This is a genomic window from uncultured Brachyspira sp. (assembly GCF_910578695.1).
Classification (GTDB): domain Bacteria; phylum Spirochaetota; class Brachyspiria; order Brachyspirales; family Brachyspiraceae; genus Brachyspira.
In genome coordinates, this window is sequence record NZ_CAJTQJ010000027.1 from 12,503 (window position 1) to 32,852 (window position 20,350).

At 27.6% G+C, this 20,350-nt stretch carries 20 protein-coding genes; 4 read left to right on the forward strand and 16 right to left on the reverse strand.

From position 1 onward, the window contains the following. The first annotated feature begins 10 nt into the window (after nucleotides 1-10). Together QZ288_RS08105 and QZ288_RS08110 are read left to right on the forward strand one after the other, a co-directional pair. The gene (locus tag QZ288_RS08105) at nucleotides 11-631 is read left to right on the forward strand and encodes an ApaLI family restriction endonuclease (RefSeq protein ID WP_295157481.1); all 621 of its coding nucleotides are present in this window, start codon (nucleotides 11-13) and stop codon (nucleotides 629-631) included. Nucleotides 632-646: 15 nt separating this feature from the next. Then, the gene (locus QZ288_RS08110; RefSeq protein WP_295157484.1) at nucleotides 647-1,825 is read left to right on the forward strand and encodes a site-specific DNA-methyltransferase; all 1,179 of its coding nucleotides are present in this window, start codon (nucleotides 647-649) and stop codon (nucleotides 1,823-1,825) included. A gap of 20 nt (nucleotides 1,826-1,845) precedes the next feature. On the opposite strand, the gene QZ288_RS08115 is transcribed toward QZ288_RS08110, so the two are convergent. Together QZ288_RS08115 and QZ288_RS08120 are read right to left on the reverse strand one after the other, a co-directional pair. Next, nucleotides 1,846-2,295, reverse strand: a complete 450-nt coding sequence (locus QZ288_RS08115; RefSeq protein WP_295157487.1) for a CAP domain-containing protein — start codon at nucleotides 2,293-2,295, stop codon at nucleotides 1,846-1,848. 58 nt (nucleotides 2,296-2,353) lie between these two features. Further along, nucleotides 2,354-4,051, reverse strand: coding sequence for a DNA adenine methylase (locus QZ288_RS08120; protein WP_295157490.1), 1,698 nt, complete (start codon nucleotides 4,049-4,051; stop codon nucleotides 2,354-2,356). A 491-nt stretch (nucleotides 4,052-4,542) separates the two neighbouring features. Between QZ288_RS08120 and QZ288_RS08125 the strand changes: the two genes are divergently transcribed. Both QZ288_RS08125 and recO read left to right on the forward strand, forming a co-directional pair. Then, a complete protein-coding gene (locus tag QZ288_RS08125; RefSeq protein ID WP_295157493.1) occupies nucleotides 4,543-4,710 on the forward strand; it encodes a 4Fe-4S binding protein in 168 nt (55 codons plus the stop codon). A 79-nt stretch (nucleotides 4,711-4,789) separates the two neighbouring features. Further along, the gene (gene recO, locus QZ288_RS08130; protein ID WP_295157496.1) at nucleotides 4,790-5,572 is read left to right on the forward strand and encodes a DNA repair protein RecO; all 783 of its coding nucleotides are present in this window, start codon (nucleotides 4,790-4,792) and stop codon (nucleotides 5,570-5,572) included. On the opposite strand, the gene QZ288_RS08135 is transcribed toward recO, so the two are convergent. The 14 genes from QZ288_RS08135 to QZ288_RS08200 form a co-directional block, all read right to left on the reverse strand. Continuing rightward, entirely contained in the window at nucleotides 5,561-6,226 is a 666-nt protein-coding gene (locus QZ288_RS08135; protein ID WP_295157499.1) for an HAD hydrolase-like protein, read from the reverse strand. The two genes, recO and QZ288_RS08135, sit on opposite strands and share 12 nt — an antisense overlap. A gap of 47 nt (nucleotides 6,227-6,273) precedes the next feature. Next, nucleotides 6,274-7,239, reverse strand: coding sequence for a hypothetical protein (locus QZ288_RS08140; protein WP_295157502.1), 966 nt, complete (start codon nucleotides 7,237-7,239; stop codon nucleotides 6,274-6,276). A gap of 23 nt (nucleotides 7,240-7,262) precedes the next feature. Next, nucleotides 7,263-9,245: a FapA family protein gene (locus QZ288_RS08145; RefSeq protein ID WP_295157505.1), complete on the reverse strand. Its 1,983-nt coding sequence runs from the start codon at nucleotides 9,243-9,245 to the stop codon at nucleotides 7,263-7,265. A gap of 15 nt (nucleotides 9,246-9,260) precedes the next feature. Next, on the reverse strand, nucleotides 9,261-10,079 hold the full coding sequence (whiG, locus tag QZ288_RS08150) for an RNA polymerase sigma factor WhiG (protein WP_047116819.1): 819 nt from the start codon (nucleotides 10,077-10,079) through the stop codon (nucleotides 9,261-9,263). Between the two features lie 81 nt (nucleotides 10,080-10,160). Then, nucleotides 10,161-10,793: a hypothetical protein gene (locus QZ288_RS08155; protein ID WP_295157509.1), complete on the reverse strand. Its 633-nt coding sequence runs from the start codon at nucleotides 10,791-10,793 to the stop codon at nucleotides 10,161-10,163. 35 nt (nucleotides 10,794-10,828) lie between these two features. Further along, complete coding sequence (locus QZ288_RS08160) at nucleotides 10,829-11,692, reverse strand: MinD/ParA family protein (protein ID WP_295157512.1); 864 nt, start codon at nucleotides 11,690-11,692, stop codon at nucleotides 10,829-10,831. 44 nt (nucleotides 11,693-11,736) lie between these two features. Further along, nucleotides 11,737-13,716, reverse strand: coding sequence for a flagellar biosynthesis regulator FlhF (locus tag QZ288_RS08165; protein ID WP_295157514.1), 1,980 nt, complete (start codon nucleotides 13,714-13,716; stop codon nucleotides 11,737-11,739). 44 nt (nucleotides 13,717-13,760) lie between these two features. Continuing rightward, nucleotides 13,761-13,934 (reverse strand): hypothetical protein, encoded by a 174-nt coding sequence (locus tag QZ288_RS08170; protein ID WP_295157517.1) that lies wholly within the window; start codon nucleotides 13,932-13,934, stop codon nucleotides 13,761-13,763. A 67-nt stretch (nucleotides 13,935-14,001) separates the two neighbouring features. Continuing rightward, entirely contained in the window at nucleotides 14,002-16,122 is a 2,121-nt protein-coding gene (locus QZ288_RS08175; protein WP_295157520.1) for a flagellar biosynthesis protein FlhA, read from the reverse strand. Between the two features lie 12 nt (nucleotides 16,123-16,134). Next, entirely contained in the window at nucleotides 16,135-17,340 is a 1,206-nt protein-coding gene (flhB, locus tag QZ288_RS08180; protein ID WP_295157523.1) for a flagellar biosynthesis protein FlhB, read from the reverse strand. After that, the gene (fliR, locus tag QZ288_RS08185) at nucleotides 17,337-18,140 is read right to left on the reverse strand and encodes a flagellar biosynthetic protein FliR (protein ID WP_295157526.1); all 804 of its coding nucleotides are present in this window, start codon (nucleotides 18,138-18,140) and stop codon (nucleotides 17,337-17,339) included. The genes flhB and fliR overlap by 4 nt, the downstream gene beginning before the upstream one ends. Before the next feature lie 41 nt (nucleotides 18,141-18,181). After that, on the reverse strand, nucleotides 18,182-18,451 hold the full coding sequence (gene fliQ / locus QZ288_RS08190) for a flagellar biosynthesis protein FliQ (protein WP_295157529.1): 270 nt from the start codon (nucleotides 18,449-18,451) through the stop codon (nucleotides 18,182-18,184). A gap of 50 nt (nucleotides 18,452-18,501) precedes the next feature. Beyond that, nucleotides 18,502-19,290, reverse strand: a complete 789-nt coding sequence (fliP, locus tag QZ288_RS08195) for a flagellar type III secretion system pore protein FliP (RefSeq protein WP_295157532.1) — start codon at nucleotides 19,288-19,290, stop codon at nucleotides 18,502-18,504. A gap of 208 nt (nucleotides 19,291-19,498) precedes the next feature. Continuing rightward, nucleotides 19,499-19,996 carry a GNAT family N-acetyltransferase gene (locus tag QZ288_RS08200; RefSeq protein WP_295157534.1) on the reverse strand — a complete coding sequence of 166 codons (498 nt, stop codon included), beginning with the start codon at nucleotides 19,994-19,996 and terminating at the stop codon, nucleotides 19,499-19,501. Between the last annotated feature and the right edge of the window lie 354 nt (nucleotides 19,997-20,350).

A 20,350-nucleotide genomic window follows, 5' to 3' on the forward strand; every position in this document is an offset into this window, starting at 1 on the left:
TTTTCTCAATATGAATAATAATATTATAAAATCTATTAATGAATTAGCATTTAGATACAGAAATGAATTATCTCAAAAAATAAAAGAAAGAAATGAAGAGATAAAAAATGATAATTTTGATCATATTTTAATATATAAAGTACTTGGTATTACAGATACAGAAGGTAAATTAATAGATGAATATCAAAATAAAGGAAGATTTCTATATAATTATGCTGGAAATTTTCTACAAGAAGCTGCAATTTTATGCTTTAAACATAAATATAATAATATAAAAGAAAAATACAAAGTTAAAAATAATATAGGATCTAAACCTAAAAATTTTGAAATAGATTTTTTAGTAGATAATAAAGCTTATGAAATTAAATGGAGAGATGCTACTACTGACGGAGACCATATAATTAAAGAACATACTAGAATACAAGTAATAAAAAATCATAATTTTATACCAATAAGAATAATGTTTTATTATCCAAATAGAGAACAAGCAAAAAAAATACAAGAAGCTATTAAGACTTTGTATGATGGTGTAGGCGGGGAATATTATTTTGGAAATGATGCTTGGGAATATATTTATAAAACAACTAATATTAATTTATTAAAAATACTTGAAGATATTGCATATAAATAATCATAAGGATAAGTAATGTTAATAAATGATGATTGTTTAAATGCATTAAGCCGATTTGAAGATGAATATGCTGATATGGTATATTTAGACCCTCCTTTTTTTACTCAGAAGAATCAAAGCTTATATAATAAAGATGGAGATTATTTTGAATTCAATGATAAGTGGAATTCATTAGATGAATATTTAGAATATATTATAAAAAGGCTATTAGAAATAAAAAGAGTTTTAAAAAAAACAGGCAGTATTTTTTTACATAGTAATACTTCGGCTTCTCATCATCTAAGAATTTTGCTTGATAATGTTTTTGGTAAAAATAATTTTAGAAGCGAAATTATTTGGACATATAAAAGATGGTCAAATTCTAAAAAAGGGCTATTAAATTCTCATCAAAATATATATTTCTATTCAAAAACAGATAATTTTACATTTAATAAAATTTTTACAGATTATTCATTAACAACAAATTTAGATCAAATACTGCAAAATAGAAGAAGAAATGATAAAAATAAAATAGTATATCAATATAATGATAATGGAAATTTAGTTACATCAAAAGAAAAAAATGGAGTACCTCTATCAGATGTATGGGAAATACCATATCTAAATCCTAAAGCAAAAGAAAGAGTAGGATATCCTACACAAAAACCTATTTTACTATTAGAAAAAATAATATTACTGTCTACAAATATAAATGATATAATAATAGATCCATTTATGGGCAGCGGAACTACTTTAGTAGCAGCAAAATTGCTTAATAGAAAGCATATTGGAATAGATATTAATAAATCCGCAGTAGAATTAGCTGAAAAGCGTTTAAAAAATCCTATAAAAACAGATTCTAAATTATTAAAAATTGGTAAAGAAGCATATGATAATAAAACTGATTTTCAAAAAAATATATTAAATCAAATTGATTGTAATATAGTTCAAAGAAATAGAGCAATAGATGGCATTTTAAAACAAAAATATAAAAATAAACATGTTTTGATAAAAATACAAGAAAAAGATAAATCTATCAATGAAACTATTAAATCTGTTTCTAATGCTATGAAAAATAAAAATTCAGAATTAGCAATTATAATAAGGACTAATAGCATTAATGATCTGATATATCAAAATGTTGAAAAAAATATATTTATAATAGATAGTTATAATATTTCTATTAATAATTACATAAAAAATCTTATAGAATAATAATAATATTTACTTATTATTTATCTTCTTAATTGTGCAAATATTGCCACCCAAAAATCTTCCCCATTAATAGAATAATGGGATATTCCGACATGTGTAAACTTTTCGCTTAAAATATTTATTTTATACTGCTCAGAGTTCATCCAATAACTTATAACTGTTTCAGCATTTTTGAATCTATAAGCAATATTCTCATCTGAAGAAAATACTCTTATTCTATTTAAATAAAGCAGTTCATCATATCTAGTATTATTAGGTCTTGTATGTGAAAAAATAATAGCAAGCTCTTTTGCTCTAATATTTGCTATATTATTAAGTTCATTATTAATTTCTAATAAATATAAACCTGCATTTTCTCTTAAATCATTTATAGCTTTTAAAGCAGAATCTGCATAAGTATTATTTTGAGAATATAATAATAAACTCCCAAAATACAATAAAGCTATTGATTTTATAAATATTTTTAACATTATTTACTCTTTAATTAAAAAATATAATATATCATTTTTTAAATATAATATTTTTTGATTATTTTTCAAGTCTAATTAACAAGTTATTTTTATTAATTTCTGGTATATTTGAATGCGTAATATTATAAATTATTCTTTCTTTTATTTTAGAAATAATGCTGATATTATTATTGCAATAAGATATAATATCTAAAATATTATTAGTAATATCAAATAAATACTCATTTGATTTTGAAGAACATAATCTGCTGTATATCTTTAATATATATTCGCCAAAATATTTTATAAGCCTAATATCATTTGATAATACAGCAGCATTAATATGATAAGAATATATTTTTAAAGCTTCAATATTATCATCTTTAATATATCTATCCAAAAATAAAGAAAACATTTTTATATATTCTAAACTTCTATTCTTAAGTTCATTACATATCTCATCTTTATTTATTATATGAACAGAATATTTTAAATTTAATACTATAGAATATTCTCCATATTTGAATATAATACTATCTTTAGAACAATCTACTGGATTATACAATTTCAGTCTAATATTTTCTATATATTTTAACTTTTTATTTATATTATTATAATTTCTTTTTTGAGTATTAATTACAAATAAATATTCTATATTTTTAGTTTTATTAACTATTGATCTTTTAGCACCTCTGTATTTAGTATACTCTGAAGTAACTATTTCTAACTTTCCCCTGCTCCCAAGTATAGAAAGCAAATCATCATATTCTATTATTCCGTCAGTAGAATAACTCATAACTATATGTCTTGCATCTATATTATTTAATAAATTTATTAAAGTTTCTTTAGCTGTCTTTTTATAGCAGTACATAGATTTTGTTTTTATCCAATCTTTTCTAATACCGCCTTTATCCGTCTTCTTACCATTTATATATATATTTTTATTGATAGCGGGTTTATCCCATAATGCTATAGTATTCAATAAATGATAATTGCTTCCATACTGATGCTGATTATAGGGAGGATCTAAATATACTAAATCAAAATGTTTATTTTTAACTACAAATTTATTAGCATCTTCCATACTAACATAGCATTTTTTTCCGCTGTATAAAGGTATTTTATTTAATGATATAGGAGCTAATATTCTATGTAATGCATCTTTATTTCTTCCGCCAAATCCTGCATGAAAAGCCTTGAAAACGCCTGAAGTATTTGTATGAGTAGCAGCCTGATATATAAGAGAAGCCATTAAATAATAAGCCTCTTTTTTATTTATGGCATTATTTTTATAGAGTTTATCTATATTATTTCTTATTATGTCTATTCTTTCAGCATTATAATGCGTATAAAAAAGTCTTTCATTTATTAAATCAGGATTATCATCATTTAAAGGTGCATAATATTTTGATATATATCTGTCATCATCATCTATATATTTGATACTATTAATCATATTTATAGTATTTTCTGCTCCGCCTGTATGAATAAACATATTATCTAAATCTTCTATATCTATAGATAAATGAGCATAATTTAAAATATAAGAATAATACTCCCAATCATTGGAATAAACTTCCAAGTTTAAAGTTTTCAAAAGTCTTGAAACGCTTCCGCTTCCTGCAAATAAATCTAATGCAGTTTTTATATTCCCATCTTCCTCAAGTATAGATAATATTGTATTTTTTATAAAAGGAAGAAGTCTTCTCTTATTTCCTATATATGCTATTAAATTCTCTTTTAAATATTCATCTTTAATATCTGTATTAGTTATCATAATCTTATTATCATAATATAGTTTACATAATAATATTAACATAATACAGATAAAATATCAATATATATAAACTCAAAATATCAGATAATATAAAACATATTGTATATGATATAGAGCTTCATCAATATTCTTAATTTCTGCAGTAAATCAAATGGCTTTTTTATATTTGTATTATGATTTATAAAAAAAAATCATCAATTTTATGAAACAATGCTTGATTATATTAAAAGTATATTTTATACATACTTATAATAATACTGAATTTACTTATAAAAACAGAACATTATTATACATATTTTATAATTTCTGCATAACAATTATCACTAATAGCAGCATACTATAGCTATTTTTTGGGCATAAATATTATATATACCGCATTTTATATCAAAAAATTGTGCTGTATATATGTTTTATGTAAATAATAGATATTGATTTCATTATTAATTTATGTTATAATTATATTACAGTTTAATTTTTATGGAGGGTAAATTATGCCACGTATTATAAATAATGATTGTATAGCTTGCGGATCATGTATTCCTGAATGTGCATTTGATGCTATCAGCGAAGGAGATATCTATGTAATTGATCCTGACAAATGTACAGATTGTGCTGCTTGCGAGCCTGTTTGCCCAAGCAATGCTATACTACCAGCTTAATTTTTGCTTATGGCATAGCAAGGGCGGGTTTTAATATGATATTAAAGCCTGCCCTATTTTTTTATAATAAGGAATAATATTGATAAAAAATACAAATGCCTTTATACTATCTTATAATCAATATAAAAATTCTTCTATAATAGCATCTTTTCTTACAGATAATTCTATAATTCAGGCAATATGCTACAGAGCAAAAAAAAACTCAAAATCATTCGGTTCAGATTTAGAAAGCATTTCAAAACTTAATATAAATATATATAAAAAAAATGAAAATCATCTCTCAATATTAAAAGAATCTTCTATTATAAAAAATTATAAAATATTAGAAAAATCTATATATTCATCTTTAGCTGTATTTTATATAAGAGAAATATTTCTTCACTGTGCTAAAGATTTTGATAATAGATATTTCATTTTAATGGAAAAAACTTTAGATGCTTTAGAAAGTTTAGAAGAAAATAATTATGATGATAAAATAAAAAAAATGTATATTGATATTTTGATTAGGGCATTTGAAATAAAAACGCTTCATATAGCAGGAATATCCCCAAATTTAGATAAATGTATAATATGCGGAAATTCTGATAATACTTTGTTTTATTCTATATTAGAAGGAGGATTAATATGTTCTAAATGCAAAAATATTATAAAAGACTCTATAAAAATTACAGAAAATGATAAATTGTTTATGAGAATAATAAAATACACATCATTAATAGATATAATAAAAAATGAAGATTTAAAAAATATATATAATAATTCAATAAATAATGTAAAAAATATAATGGAAAAATCTATATTTAATCATATAAATAAAACTGTAAAAAGCCGTAAAGTATTAGAAGAAATTCTAATTAGTTAATATATCTAATATCTCTTTGGTATTATTAACTATATATGAAGCATTTATAAACTCTTCATCATTTCCAAAACCATATTTAACAGCAATAGAATCAATACCTACACTTTCAGCAGCATCTATATCATCTATTCTGTCGCCTATCATAATAGTTTTACTTTTATCAAATTTTTCTTTTTTTAAGGCATCATTTAATACATCTAATTTACTTTTAATATTTCCGCCAAATATAGGAGCATAAAAATTAGTAAAAAAATCTTTCATATAAAAATGCTCTATTATTTTTAAAGCGGACTCTTTAGGTTTAGCAGTAGCCAAAAATACTTTATAATCATTTTCATATAGAGTTTTAATTAAATCATATATTCCGTCATAAAGTGTGCAGTTAAATAATCCGTTATTTCCATTATAATCTTCTCTATAAAATTCTACAAAATCAACTGATAATTTTTCATCATCACAGCAGTATTTTCTAAAACTGTAATCAAGAGGAGGACCTATAAATTTTTTTAATGTATTATCATCTGGAATATTTATATTTAAACTATATGCTTCATTAATTTTTTTTATACTGTAAACAACAGCATTTGCTATACCCAAAGCAGAGTTTACAATTGTACCGTCAAGATCAAATAGTATATTAAAATACTTAGGCATTAAAATCTCTCTTTTATATTATTTATATTATTTTTTTAATTTAAATATTATTTTTCTGTAAATATATATCCTGAAGCAGGTATTATTTCAAAGTTCTCTTTAGTTCTCTCTTTTACAGCTTTAAATAATAAATTAATACCCAAACTATCGCTTGATATATGTCCTGCACATACAACATTAATATAATATTTTCTGCATTCATCTAAAAGCTTATCAGATATATTCATCATAATAATAGTGCTTACTCCTGCATTAGATAAAGCCTCTATCATAGCAGAATCAAAAGAAGCCCCGCCTGTCATATCAACTATAAATTTACCAACCTTAGATTTACTTGAACCATTAAATATTTTGGGAGGATTAAATCTTTTTGCAGATATTTTGTACTCTTCTATAGTATACAAAATATCAATAATATCTCCTAATGTATTAGGATTCTCATTTTTAATCTTTTCAGTTAAAAAAGTTTCAGCAAAATTATCAGCAGCGGTATGCATACACATATAATTAAGTTTAAGAAGTTTAGCAGTATCAACATCTCTATAATGATTAGCACCGAAAACAGATCTGCTTACCTCATTAAGTCTTTTATTAGTTAATCCTTCAGCAATATTTATAGGAACATTATGAAAAGCATTTTTTTCAGACTGCATAGATATAACATCATAGAAATTAACAAAACCATATCCATTAGGATGATGAGTAATAACTAAATCTATATTAATATTTTTTTCATTTAATCTATCTGCAAGTAAAAGCTCAGGAGTCTGCATATCTATACCGCAAAGAATTCTTTTTATATCTCTGTCTTCTGCAATATTTAAAATCCTAGTATCAGAATAAGGATTAAAAAGCGTATCTTTATCAAAATATTCTTTCTTCTTATCATCTAATTTATCATAATATTTTTTTATATTTTCAAGCTCATTTTCTACTATTTTTCTTCCTCTAGGATCAGCATCAATTGCACAGTCTACAGCATTTCTATAAAAATCATTTATCTTTAAAGCCATATATACCCCTTGCTATATATTTTTTATTCTTCTTCAGTAAACCCTTTATTCTCATTTTTAGGCTCGCCTCTATATTTTTCAGTTTGAATCATACCATCTTCTTCAAAGAATGTAATAGCTTTATAGCTCTGTCTTATAGCAAACTCAGCACTTCCTATAACAAGCTGCACGCCTGGAAGCATTTCTTTGCCTGCACTTATTGTAGATTCTACTTTATCTGCTTCAATTTCCTGCATCAAAGTCTCTCTGCTCAAAACTATTTCTTCTCTTCTAGTATTAGCCTGTTCTAACTGCTCTTTATAACTTTGAAGCTGTTCTTTTTTCTCATCATCAAGTTTTTTAAGTTTTGCAGCCTGTTCAAGAGATTTTATATTTCTTTCTGTTTCTTCTATAGATATGTCAAGCTCTTCTTTTTCTCTGTCAAAATCATCTATAGCTCTTCTCTTAGCAGGACTTACTCCTGTTTCTATTAATGTTTTAGCACCAGCCTGAGAACCAAGCACCTTGCCGTTTACCTCTATCAATGCTCTTAATCTTCCTCCGCTTGCCGATGCCCTCTTGCCTATAAGTATTATTCTATTATCAGCATCTATATTAGAATTAAGTATAGCTTCAGTAACAACAACATTGTTTCCAGCCTGTATATTTGAGAACTGTATAAATTTAGCTATAACATCTCCGCCTGCTTTTACATGACTATTTTCATTACCCTGAATACCAAGTTTAACCATAATATCCCCTTTAGATTCAAGGTCGCATTTTCCAACTGTTCCATGTACATCTATATTGCCTTCAGCTTTGATAGAATAATTATCGCTTACGCTTCCCTTAACTACAACGCTTCCAATAAAATTAATATTTCCTGTTTCTGGTCCTACATCTCCTGCTACTTCAAATATAGGCTCAACGCTTAAAAGTTTTCCCTTAAGAACAACCTGCCCGCTTATAGATGCTACAATACTCTCTCCGTCATCAGACAGCTCTACATTATCACCTAATATATCTTTAATCTCAATATCTTTGCCGCTTTTAGTTTCTATTTTTATTCCAAGTACAGTTCTTCCTGATTCTCCTTCCGTAGCAGGAATTTTTTTAGCTAATTTCTGTCCTTGCTCTACATTCTCTACAATAGATAAATCTTTATAATCTATACTTTCATCTTCGCCTATATATTTAGGTATAACTTTTTTATTTACATTAACTAAATATTCTATTTTTGCATTTTGTCCGTTTATAGCCTGACGCCCTTCTGCAGCAAGTATAGGAATATTAAAAGTACCTTCATCTAAGCATTTAGAAACATTTTCTTCCTGAAAACCAAAAGTTATACCGCTGTTTTCTAAAAGCTCCTTAACATCTTTTAAATCCATTTCTCTCCCGCCTTTAGCAGGCTTTGTAACTGTAACATAAGCACGCATTTTATCATCGCTTATTGTATAGTTAATTTTGGCATTATTTGCTGATTTACCTATATCCCATTCAGCTATTTTTTCATATTCTCCTGTTTGTTCATGGAGCATTTTCTTTGCTAAGTTAGAATCATATTCCTTAATGCCTGCATCTATTAATTTTCCTTCTAGTACAGTAATATCTTCAATTCTATTTCCTTCTGCTACAGGAGGATCTACTTTTAAGAATACTCCGTCTCTTTTAACTCTTACAACTATTTCAGTATCTTTATTTAATATTACCTTTTCCTGACTGCCGCCTTCTAAATAAGCATCGCTGTACGAAGCAGAATTAGGGTCGCCTATGCTGGATTTATCATAAGTAATATGAGTGTATTTTACTAAAAAAGGCTTAGCACCTATATTAAAAAATCCTTTACTGCCCTCTTCTAGTACTTTATAGCTTAATTCATAAATAGGACATTGAAATATGGCAGCAGCCTCCTGCATACCTCTCTCTAAAGAAACAACTGACAATTCTACGGAACGGGTATTTTTATTATTATAAACTTCTTTATAAAAATCACTTTGCAATATTTTTCTTTTTAACTCATTCATATAAATCACCTATTTTTATAATAATTGTTTTTTTATCTCAGAAAGGCTGTATCTTAACTGCTGTATTGCTTTTGTATGAAGCTGCGATATTCTGCTTTCTGAAACCTCTAATACTTTTCCTATCTCTTTCAAAGTAAGATCATCATAATAGTACAATATAAGAACCTGCTGTTCTTTTTCAGGAAGTTTTTTTAATGCAGCTATTATTTTATTTTTTACATCTTCTCTTTCTGCTAAATACTCGGGGTTTGTTTTATCATTAGATTTTAATGTATCTATCACAGATATTTCATCAGAATCATCTCCAACATACCAAACATCGCTTAAAGAAGTAGGAGAAGCCTCTATATATCTTTTCATAGTTTCATTATACTTGCTTATAGGTATTCCAAGCATATCAGCTATTTCCTGAGGCTTTATATTTCTGCTTAATCTAGCCTCCAATATTTCCCTTGCCTTTTCTATCTCTTTTACATCTTTTCTTATAGAACGCGGAAGATAATCTAATTTTCTAAGCTCATCATATATAGCCCCTCTGATTCTAGTAACAGCATAAGTTTTAAACTTAATATCTCTATTAGGATTATATTTATCAATAGCGTCCATAAGACCGAAAGAACCAAAACCCACTAAATCCTGAAATTCTATATGCTTATGAGAACCCATATTAACAGATATTTTGCTTGCGACATATTTTACTAAAGGAGAATATTTAATAATTAGAGCCTCTCTTATATAAGGCGAAAGAGTCTTTTTAAACTCCAGCCAATATTCCTGCTCATTCTCATTAGTAATATTAGGTATTTTATCTTTGTATTTTTTATTCATCTTCATAATATTCACTCTAACTATTAATTTTTTTATAATCTATAAATTAATTTTACTTAATTATTATTTTTAGCATTATTATCATTTTTAACTATCATCTTTATCTTTAGACATCATAGTTCTTAAAGCCTTAGCAACATTTTCAGGATTCTCATGAACTTCTCTCAGCATATCGCTTTCGGTAACTTTTTTATCAGTAAACATACTGCTGCTGTTTGAAGTACTATAGTTATCACTGCCTCCTGAAGAAGCAGGCTTTCCAAATACTATATCTCCTATATCAGATCCCGAACTAGAATAATTTTGATTAGTTTTTTTATCAGAACTTATAGTATTAGGAACATCAGATACAGCAATACTATCAGGATTAAACTCATTAGAAACATTATCATTTACTGTATTATTAATATTATCTGTTAAAGTATTTGAATTACCGTCATCATATATAGCATTATAATCTATCTCATTTCTGCTGTTTGAAGTACTTTCTTCTATAATAGCATCTCCCAAATATTTTTTTAATATAACTAAAATAAAATATAATATTATTATAGTGATAAATCCAGAAATAAAAGCCTTTAATAAAGATACATCTATTCTATTTTTATATAAAACTGATAATATAAGCGTTATGATAAATGATAAAAGAGATATTATGCCTGCTAATTTTCCGAAATTAGATGAAAAAATCTGTTTAATTCTATCTGCAATATTATTCATAAATTACCTCTAAAAAAATTCTATTATTCATTTTATTATTTTTTACCCACAAAAGAAAGCAAAGACTCCATAAATCCGCCCAATCCTTTAATATCTCTGCTCTCATCATACTCCATATCTATTATTCTTTTAGCTATATTATATATTGACATAGATGCCTGACATTTATTATCATATTGATAAAAAGGAAGCTGCTGAGAAACTGCATAAGGAATAGTTTTGTCTTCCATAACATGCCCTAAATATTTAATATTCATATCTAAATACTTTTTACTTGTTATGATAATTTTATCGCTTACTTCCTTACCTTCAGAAGGCTTAATAACTCTATTAACCAATATTTTTATATCTGCATTAGCATTTTCAGGTGCTATAGATTTTATTACCCCATAAGCATCTAATATTGCTGTAAGTTCAGGAGTTGTAACTACAATACTCTCATCTGAAGAAAGTAAAAAATATAAAACCGAATCAGAAATTCCTGCACCTGTATCAACTATTATTATATCAGCATCATTCAAAGAATCCATACTATTAATCAATTTATTCAAAGCCTTTCCTGATAAATTTGCTAAAGAAGAAAATCCAGAAGCACCTGCTATATACCTTATGCCGTAATCAGTTTCAAGTATCACTTCATGAAGTTTTTTCATACCCTTTATAACATGATATAAATTATATTCAGGCATATTTCCAAGTATAACATTTACATTTCCAAGCCCAAGGTCTGCATCTATTAAAAGTACATTCTGTCCTAATTGCTGCAATGCTATAGATAAATTTATAGCTATATTAGTTTTACCTACTCCGCCCTTACCGCTGGCTATGCTTATTATTCTCTGAGGACGCTTATCCTTTACGCCCATCATCTTTCTTAATTCATCAGCTTGATCTTTCATAGTACTTATTAATTTCCCAATTATTTTTATTTTTTAATTTTATATTATTTTATATCGCCAAATAAACCTTCTATTATTTTATAACCATATTTTTTGGCAGTTGATATATCTTTAGGTACTCCCTGCCCATGAGTTATATAAGTAATAGGTAATTTCTTTTTTATAATAGCACAAATTGAAGAAGCTAAATAATCAGTTTCATCAACCTTTGTTAATATAATGCCTTTATAATTTGTAGGCTTAAAGCCGTTTAATATTTTCAATGCATCTTTATATTTTGCAGTAGCACTCATAACAAGCTGAATATCCATATCAAATCTTCCTACTGTAGTGAAGTATTTTGACATAGCAGTTATATCTTCAGCACCTTTAGGAGAACGCCCCATAGTATCTATAAATAAAAGCGAAGAATTATCCATTTTTCTAATTTCAGCTCTTAAAGCCTCAGGAGTACTTGCACTTGTAAAAGGAACTTTCATTATGCTCGCATATCTCTGAAGCTGGTCAACTGCTGCTATTCTATAATTATCTATAGTAACAAAAGAAACTTTTTTTCCAGACTTCATATACTGTGCTGCTATTTTAGGTATAGTTGTAGTTTTTCCAACTCCTGTAGGTCCTACAAATACTATAATTTTTTTCTTAGCACCAATTTCTATACCATTAGAAAGCATTAATCTTTCAGCAAAATATTTTTCAACTTCTTCTCTTATTACATCTTTCGATTGGAAAAATCTTGCATTACTTGAGGTTAAAAGATATTCTCTTAAATCTAATAATACTTCCTCTGGAAATTCTCTGTCTCTTAAATACTTAAAGCTCTCTTCCATTCCGTCAGCAACAGTAATATCAGAGTTATTATTTTCTATATCTCCGCTGCTATTATAATCCATATCTTTGCTATTATATTCAAAATAATCCCTAATGCTGTTTTTTCTTTCTCTTATATTATCTTCTTCTCTGTATTCTTTATGTTCTTTATATTCTCTTCTTGATTCTTTTATTTCTTCTATAGCATTATTAATTTCTTCTTCTTCAGCAGAAAAAGATGCTCTTGTGTCATTGTATATATTTGAATTATTAGAGTTATTTTTATTAAAATTTATATTAGGAAAACTATTTCCAAGATATTCTTTTACTATATCTCTTATCTGTTCCTGAACTAATTTTTTTACATTGTCGTCTACAGAATTATTTATACTATTTTGATTATTATTAGAAGAGCTAGTATGATTATGCATAACATTATTATTAAAATTGTTTGTGCTATTGTTATTAGTATTATTTATATTATTATTCATACTATTCATAAAATTATTATTATAAAAATTGCTGTAATTATCTATAGGAGAAAAACTATTATTATTGTTATTATAATCTGAAGCAATAGAATTTCTCATATTTGAAAAGGAAGAATTTGAAAAATTAGAATACTGATTATTATTAAAATTAGAATATTGATTATTAAAATTAGATAATGAAGAAAAATTATCAATACTTCTTTCTCTTATGCTGCTGTTATTATCAATTGTTTCTTCTGTTTTTATATTATTTTCATTTAAAAGCTCTTTAGTAATATCATCATTTTCATTATTGTATGAACTTTCCTCTATTCTATTAGAAATATTATTAGTATTATTAGAAGAATGAGTATTTTTATTTGCATTTTTCTCTTTCAAAGCTTTAGTTATAGATACTATTCTGTCAGCCATTTCGCTTGCATCAATAGTTTCCGATGAATGTTTTTTCATCTCTATTCTGTCGCTGAGCAGTTTGCTTCTATGCATATCATCATCTTCTTCTGAATAGGAATTTTTTTCTTCTAAAGAATTATTTTTTCTATCATAAATAGAATTATTAAGCATTATTCTAAGTTCATGTTCAGTTTTCATTCCAAGTCCAAGAAAACCGCCTACTTTTACATCCTTGCTTGTTAAAATAACAAAATTACCGCCGTATTCAACCCTAGCTTTGGCAAATGCATCTGTTTTATCCTTACCTCTAATAGTTCGTATATCTACCATCTTTTTACTCCTCTAATCATATTAAAACTCCTGCATCCTGCCAATTAATATTGTTCTAATATACCTATAGAAACTTCAAATTCTTTTTTAATCATACCAAAAATATTTTTTCTTTTGCTTTCCCTAACACTTATTATAAAATAGCTTTCACCATACTTATATCTAGCCTGCTTTTCGATTTCTTCTCTGTTTTTTCCAAATATTTTTATTGTTTTCATTGTATAACTCCAAGTATATTATTTTATATTTATATCTTAATCGCCCATTAAGGCATAAAACTATTCATCATTTTATACTAGCAATACCCTGAACATTATAACCCTGTGCTATTTCTGTGGTGGCTATAACCTTATACTTGCCAATATTTTTGGATATAAACTGATACAAAGGTCTTCTTATAAGCGGCGAAGTTAAAAATATTATATCATCAACACCCGAATCGCTTACAAGCTTTACAGCATCTTTTATATTTTTAATTAAGTTCTGCATACTTTCAAAACTCATAGCTATCATCTGAGAGCCCTGCAAATTTCCTGTACTAGCAAGATTCTGAGCTATATTATTTTGCAGCTGCTGACTTAAAGTAATAACTCTAATATTTCTATCTTGATCAGCTGCCATCTGAGATATTTGAGATGCTAATCTGCTTCTTACAAGCTCTGTAGCCTGCTCGCTTCCCATAATAGCTATAGCATCAGCAACACCCTCTAATATAGCAACACTGTTTCTGATAGGCACTTCCTCCTGAAGAAGATTCTGCAGTACTTTCTGTATATATCCAAGAGGACTTTCATTATGAGGTTTGGCTGCAAGCACTTCAGATACAAGAGCCTTATGATCATCTTTAATAAGATCAAGCATATTCTGCACTTCTTCTCTTCCGATAAGAAGATTAGCATTTCTCTTAATTGTTTCGCTGAAATGAGTAGCAATAACAGAAGTGGGCTGAAATAACATAAAGCCTTTTTTCTCAGCCATATCTTTTTCATCAACTTTAATCCAATAGGCTGGAAGTCCGAATGCAGGTTCTCTTACCTTTTCGCATTCAGGAGAAGGACCGTCCGGAGAATTAGCATTCAAAGCTAAAAGCATATTAGGACGAACAAATCCTTTAGCCATTTCAGTACCATTTATGCTTACAGTATATTCATCAGGTTCTATTACACTATTATCTACAATACGAACGGGAGGAACTACTAAGCCTACTTCTAAAGCCAATTCCCTGCGAATCTGACTTATTCGGTTAATTAAATCTCCCCCCTCCGATTCTAATGCCAAAGGTATAAGCGAAGCACCTACAGAAAGTTCTATCTTTTCAACTTTTAAAAAAGGAGTAACATCTAAAGGACCTTGATGAACCTGCTCTCCTGCATCAGTTTTAATACCGTCTTCATTAATTCCAAGCTCCTGCTGTTCTTTTCTCAAAGCATAAGCTGCTAAAAATAATGCTAATGATATAATAAATAATGCTATTTTAGGAAAGCCAGGTAAAAGCATTAAGAAGAATGCAAAACCTGCACCTATAAATAAATTTTTTGGTTTAGCGAAAATCTGTACTGCAATCTGAGTAGATAAATTATCTTCGCTGCTGCTTCTAGTTACAAGCAAGCCTGTAGCAAAACTCATAAAGAAAGAAGGTATCTGACTTACCAAACCATCGCCTACAGTAAAACGGGTATAAGCATTAACAGCCTGAGCAAAAGGCTCTCCTCTCATTGTAATGCCTATTATGAGTCCGCCTACTATATTTATGATAGTGATTATGATGCCTGCTATAACATCGCCTTGTACAAACTTTGATGCACCGTCCATAGTACCGTAAAAATCACTCTCGCCTCTAATCTTTTTTCTCTTTTCTTCAGCCTCTTTATCAGTGATAGCACCAGCCTGAAGTTCGCTTTCTACAGCCATCATCTTTGAAGGCATACTGTCTAATGCGAATCTTGCTGCTACTTCTGATACTCTTGTAGCACCTTTAGTAATAACTACAAACTGTACTATTATAAGAATGATAAATATTACAACACCTACAACTATATTTCCGCCTACTACAAAATCAGCAAATGATGTAATAACCTTGCCGTTAAAATTTGCTCCGCTGGTAAGAATTGCTCTTGTGGTAGATACATTCAAAGCAAGTCTGAATGCAGTCATAACGAGAAGTATAGAAGGAAATACGCTGAAATCATTTGCACTCTTTATGCTAAGCACCATAAGTAATATCAATAATGATACTATAATATTTATTATAAGCAAAAAGTCCAATATCATAGAAGGCAGCGGTATAATGAGCATCATTATTACCATAACTGCACCTATAGCAAACATTATATCACTATGCCTGTTTATATTAGCAGGTAATTTTATAGAATCCAAAATTGATTTAGTACCATTAATTGCCGCCACTTTTTATTCCTCCTATATAGCCCTTTCCATTCTTTCATTGCGTATTCTATATACTTCGCCAAGTATCCTTGACACTATATGAAACAGCTTTTCTGGTATATACTGCCCTATTTCAACATTATAATATAATTCACGGGCTAAAGGTTTATTTTCAACTACTTCTACATTATGTTCTTTAGCTATTTCTTTTATTTTTAAAGCTATATGATCAACTCCCTTAGCTGTTACTATAGGAGCATAATCTCCGTTTTCATATTTTAAAGCAATTGCAAAGTGAGTAGGGTTTGTAATAACTACATCTGCTTCAGGCACTGATTTAAGCATAGTTCTGCTTACTATTTTTCTAGCCATCTCCTGCAATTGACTTTTTACTAAAGGGTCGCCTTCCATTTCCTTAAACTCTTCTTTCATTTCATGCTTTGTCATTTTTAAGCTGTTAATATACTGTCTTTTCTGAAAGAAATAATCAAAAGCAGCAACTATTATCATAAATATAATTACTTTAGCAAGCATTTCTAAAACTATAAAGAAAAATAAATGCATAGCCTGTCCCAATTCCATATTTACCATATTAAATAATTCATTTCTCTTGCCGTATATAGTTGTAAATGTAAGAAAGGCTATAACTATCATCTTAAAAAGTATCTTTGCTAAATTCATTAAATTCTGAGATGATATAAATACTCTTTCTTTAAAATTAGACCAAGAAGGGGCTATTCTTTTGAAATTAGGCTTTAATTTTTTTGTTGTAAATAGAAACTGAGTTTGAGCTAAATTAACTCCTACTCCTACTATCAATGCAGCCGCCATAATTATACCTGCAGTTTTTGCAACTAAAACAACTATTTCTAAAAATATGCTTGAGAAAGCTAAATTATTTATAGTTTCATCAGCATTAGAAATCTTATTTAAAACTGTAATAAAAAACTGAGATACTGTATGAACTAAATATGTTGTAAGCAGTGCTATTACAGTTATTGTAACTGCCAAAACAAGAGTCTGATTTATTTCTGCTGAGTTAACAACTCTTCCTTCCTCTTCTCTAGCCTTTCTCTTTTTTCTTTCTGTAGGAAGTTCTGTTCTGCCTTCATCTTCAGGGGATGCAAATAATGTTAATACATATCCTTTGCCTGTAAGACTCAAATATTTTCTGTAAAGTTTGGCTTTAAATATAATAAATATTTCCAATATAGCAGAAGAAACTATTTTTTTATTCATATAGTTCCTCCCGACAAAAATGTTATTATATTATTAACATCAGCTATAGTAGACTGAAGTATTTTCATAAAATTAGAAACAAGTACTGGTATTAAAATATAATAAGCTGTAATTCCCACAGTAATCTGCATAGGAAAACCCAGCATTAAAATATTCATTTGAGGGGCTGCTTTAGCTAATAAGCCTAAACTCAATGATAATAAAAATAATGTAAGCATTATAGGCAAAGCCAATGAAAGTGCTATAGAAAATAAAGAACTCATATAATATATCATTCTATCTATAATGCCGTTAAATGATGACATAAAAACAGCTTTTGAAGCATTGCTTAATATAGGCATAGCCTTAAAACTGTAAAATAAAGTTCTGATAATCAAACTGGGTCCGTCTATGGCTATGAATAATAATATAACTATTAAAGACTGCATCTGCCCTAATACAGGTACTGTAACCTGAGATATAGGGTCAACAGTTTCAGATATACCAAAACCCATTTGTATTTCAAAAAAGTTTGCCATAACCTGATATGCTGCAAATATGATTGACATTAAAAAACCTATTAATATTCCAATTAAAGCTTCATTTAATAATGTTAAAAAATATTCAGCGAATGTGGGAGCTGCCTGAACATTAATATTAGCTGCCAACGGGAATATTGCTGCTGTGGTTATAAAAGAAAGAGCCATTTTTATAGTATTTGGAATAACATTAGAAGAAAATAACGGAGCTACCATAAGTATAGCTGTCAATCTCACCATAATGAGAAGATAGATTTGAAAGAAATTCACAAAATTATCCATCATTAATTCCCTAAACTATTTTTTATCCAAATATAAAAATTTCATCTAGCTATAGTTGGAAGTATACTGAATAATCTAACAGTAAAAGAACTTGTATAATTCAGCATCCAAGAAGCTAATATATATATAACTGCTAACATAGCTATCATTTTAGGAACAAATGTTAAAGTCTGCTCCTGAATACTTGTAGTAGCCTGAAGTATTGAAATTATCAGTCCCACAATAATTGATACGCCTAAAACAGGAGCGGCAAGAAGCATAAACACCCATAAAGTTTCCTGAACCAAAACAATAATTGAAGTATCGCTCATAAAATTTCCTTAAAAATTATTAACTATATAAACTTACGAATATATATTTTTTATCTGAAACTTTCTACTATTTGGAGTATCAAAAGTTTCCATCCGTCTACCGCAACAAATAAAATTATTTTAAGCGGCAGCGATATCATAATAGGCGGAAGCATTATCATACCCATTGCCATAAGTATAGAAGCAACCACCAAATCTATAACTATGAAAGGTATAAATAAATATATACCCATTTTAAATGCTATAGTAAGCTCATTAATTATAAATGCAGGAATAACAACTATAGTAGGTATTCTATTTAAATCATCAGCTGTTTGAATCTCTCTTAATCTTATATTCGTATTGCTTATGCTCAAAAATAAATCTAAACTCTTCATACCATTCTCTCCTCTCAAAGAGTTAAACATAAACATTCTTATAGGCTGTATGCCTCTGCCGTATAAATCATTGACGCCTATAGTGCCATTTAAATAAGGCTGAAGTGCTTCATTATTTACCTGAGTTAATGTAGGCATCATTATAAAAAATGTCAAAAACAGAGAAAGCCCCATTATTAATGCTCTTGGAGGTGTTTCCTGTAATGATAATGCCCTTTGAACAAAACTTAATACTATCGAAACTCTTATAAAACTAGTTGTCATTATTATTATAGAGGGAGATAATGACAGTATTGTTAATAAGAATAATATTTGAAGACCTAAACTTACTTGCTGAGGTGTTTGAGCCTGAGTAATATTTAATCCTATTGCAGGTATTGGTATTTGGTTATTATTCTGAGCGTAAGCTGCTGCTGGTATAAGTAAACATAATACCAAAAATACCATAAGAAACTTTCGCATCTTGATAACTCCAATTTTATAATTTTTTTCTAATCATTTTCATTCTATAAACGATAATATTTATAGATTTCATTAAGTTAACATATTATCATAAAATAGTCAAGTATTATGTTAACTAATTTATGCTTCATTAATAATAAAATTTGATAAACATATTGCATTTACAGTATTAATACAGTATATAAAAATTTTTTATATAGTATTTAAGCTAAATAAACAAACCCATCATATAGCAATTATAATAAACATCATCAATACAAAAAAAGCTTTTTATCTCTCCTTCTATAAAAAAACCAAGAGATTTATACAATTTTAAAGCCCTTTTATTATCAGTTCTAACAATTAATTCTATTTTTTTTATAGAATTTTTTTTACTGTAATCAACAGCATAATTAATTAATTTTCTGCCTACTCCATTACCCCAATATTCTTTCAATACGCTTATTGCTAAATTTACTCTATGCTTTACTCTTTTCCTATCAATACCCTTTAAATTACATATACCGATAATTTTACCGTCTATTTCACATAAAAACATTTTAGCTGTTATGCTTTTTTGTATATTTTGTAAAAATTCCTCCTCTTTTTTTATATCTAATTCTCTTTCATTAGAATCAGACATCATAAAATTTGTTTCATCAGACACTTTTACAATGTAATTTACAACATTTTCAGCATCTTCTATATGTGCTTCTCTTATACACATAATCACCTGCAGTATTTATTATCGGATTTTATTATGTAAACTGTAATATGATAACTTATTTTTCTTTTTTTTCAATTAATTTTTTAGATTTTTTTATTAAAACTTATGATACTTTTTATTATTTAATAAAAGAAAAAATAATAGCTGCAGTCAGTTTAGAATATTCAAAAATAATTTTTATTTTTTATAATTAAATTATTAAAAAATATAATATTAACATATAATAAATATTGACATTATTTTTAAAATATAATATATTATTTGCTATGATGAGATATATTTTAGAATACATATTGAGTAACTCACAACTCACAACTCACAACTCACAACTCACAACTCACAACTCACAACTCA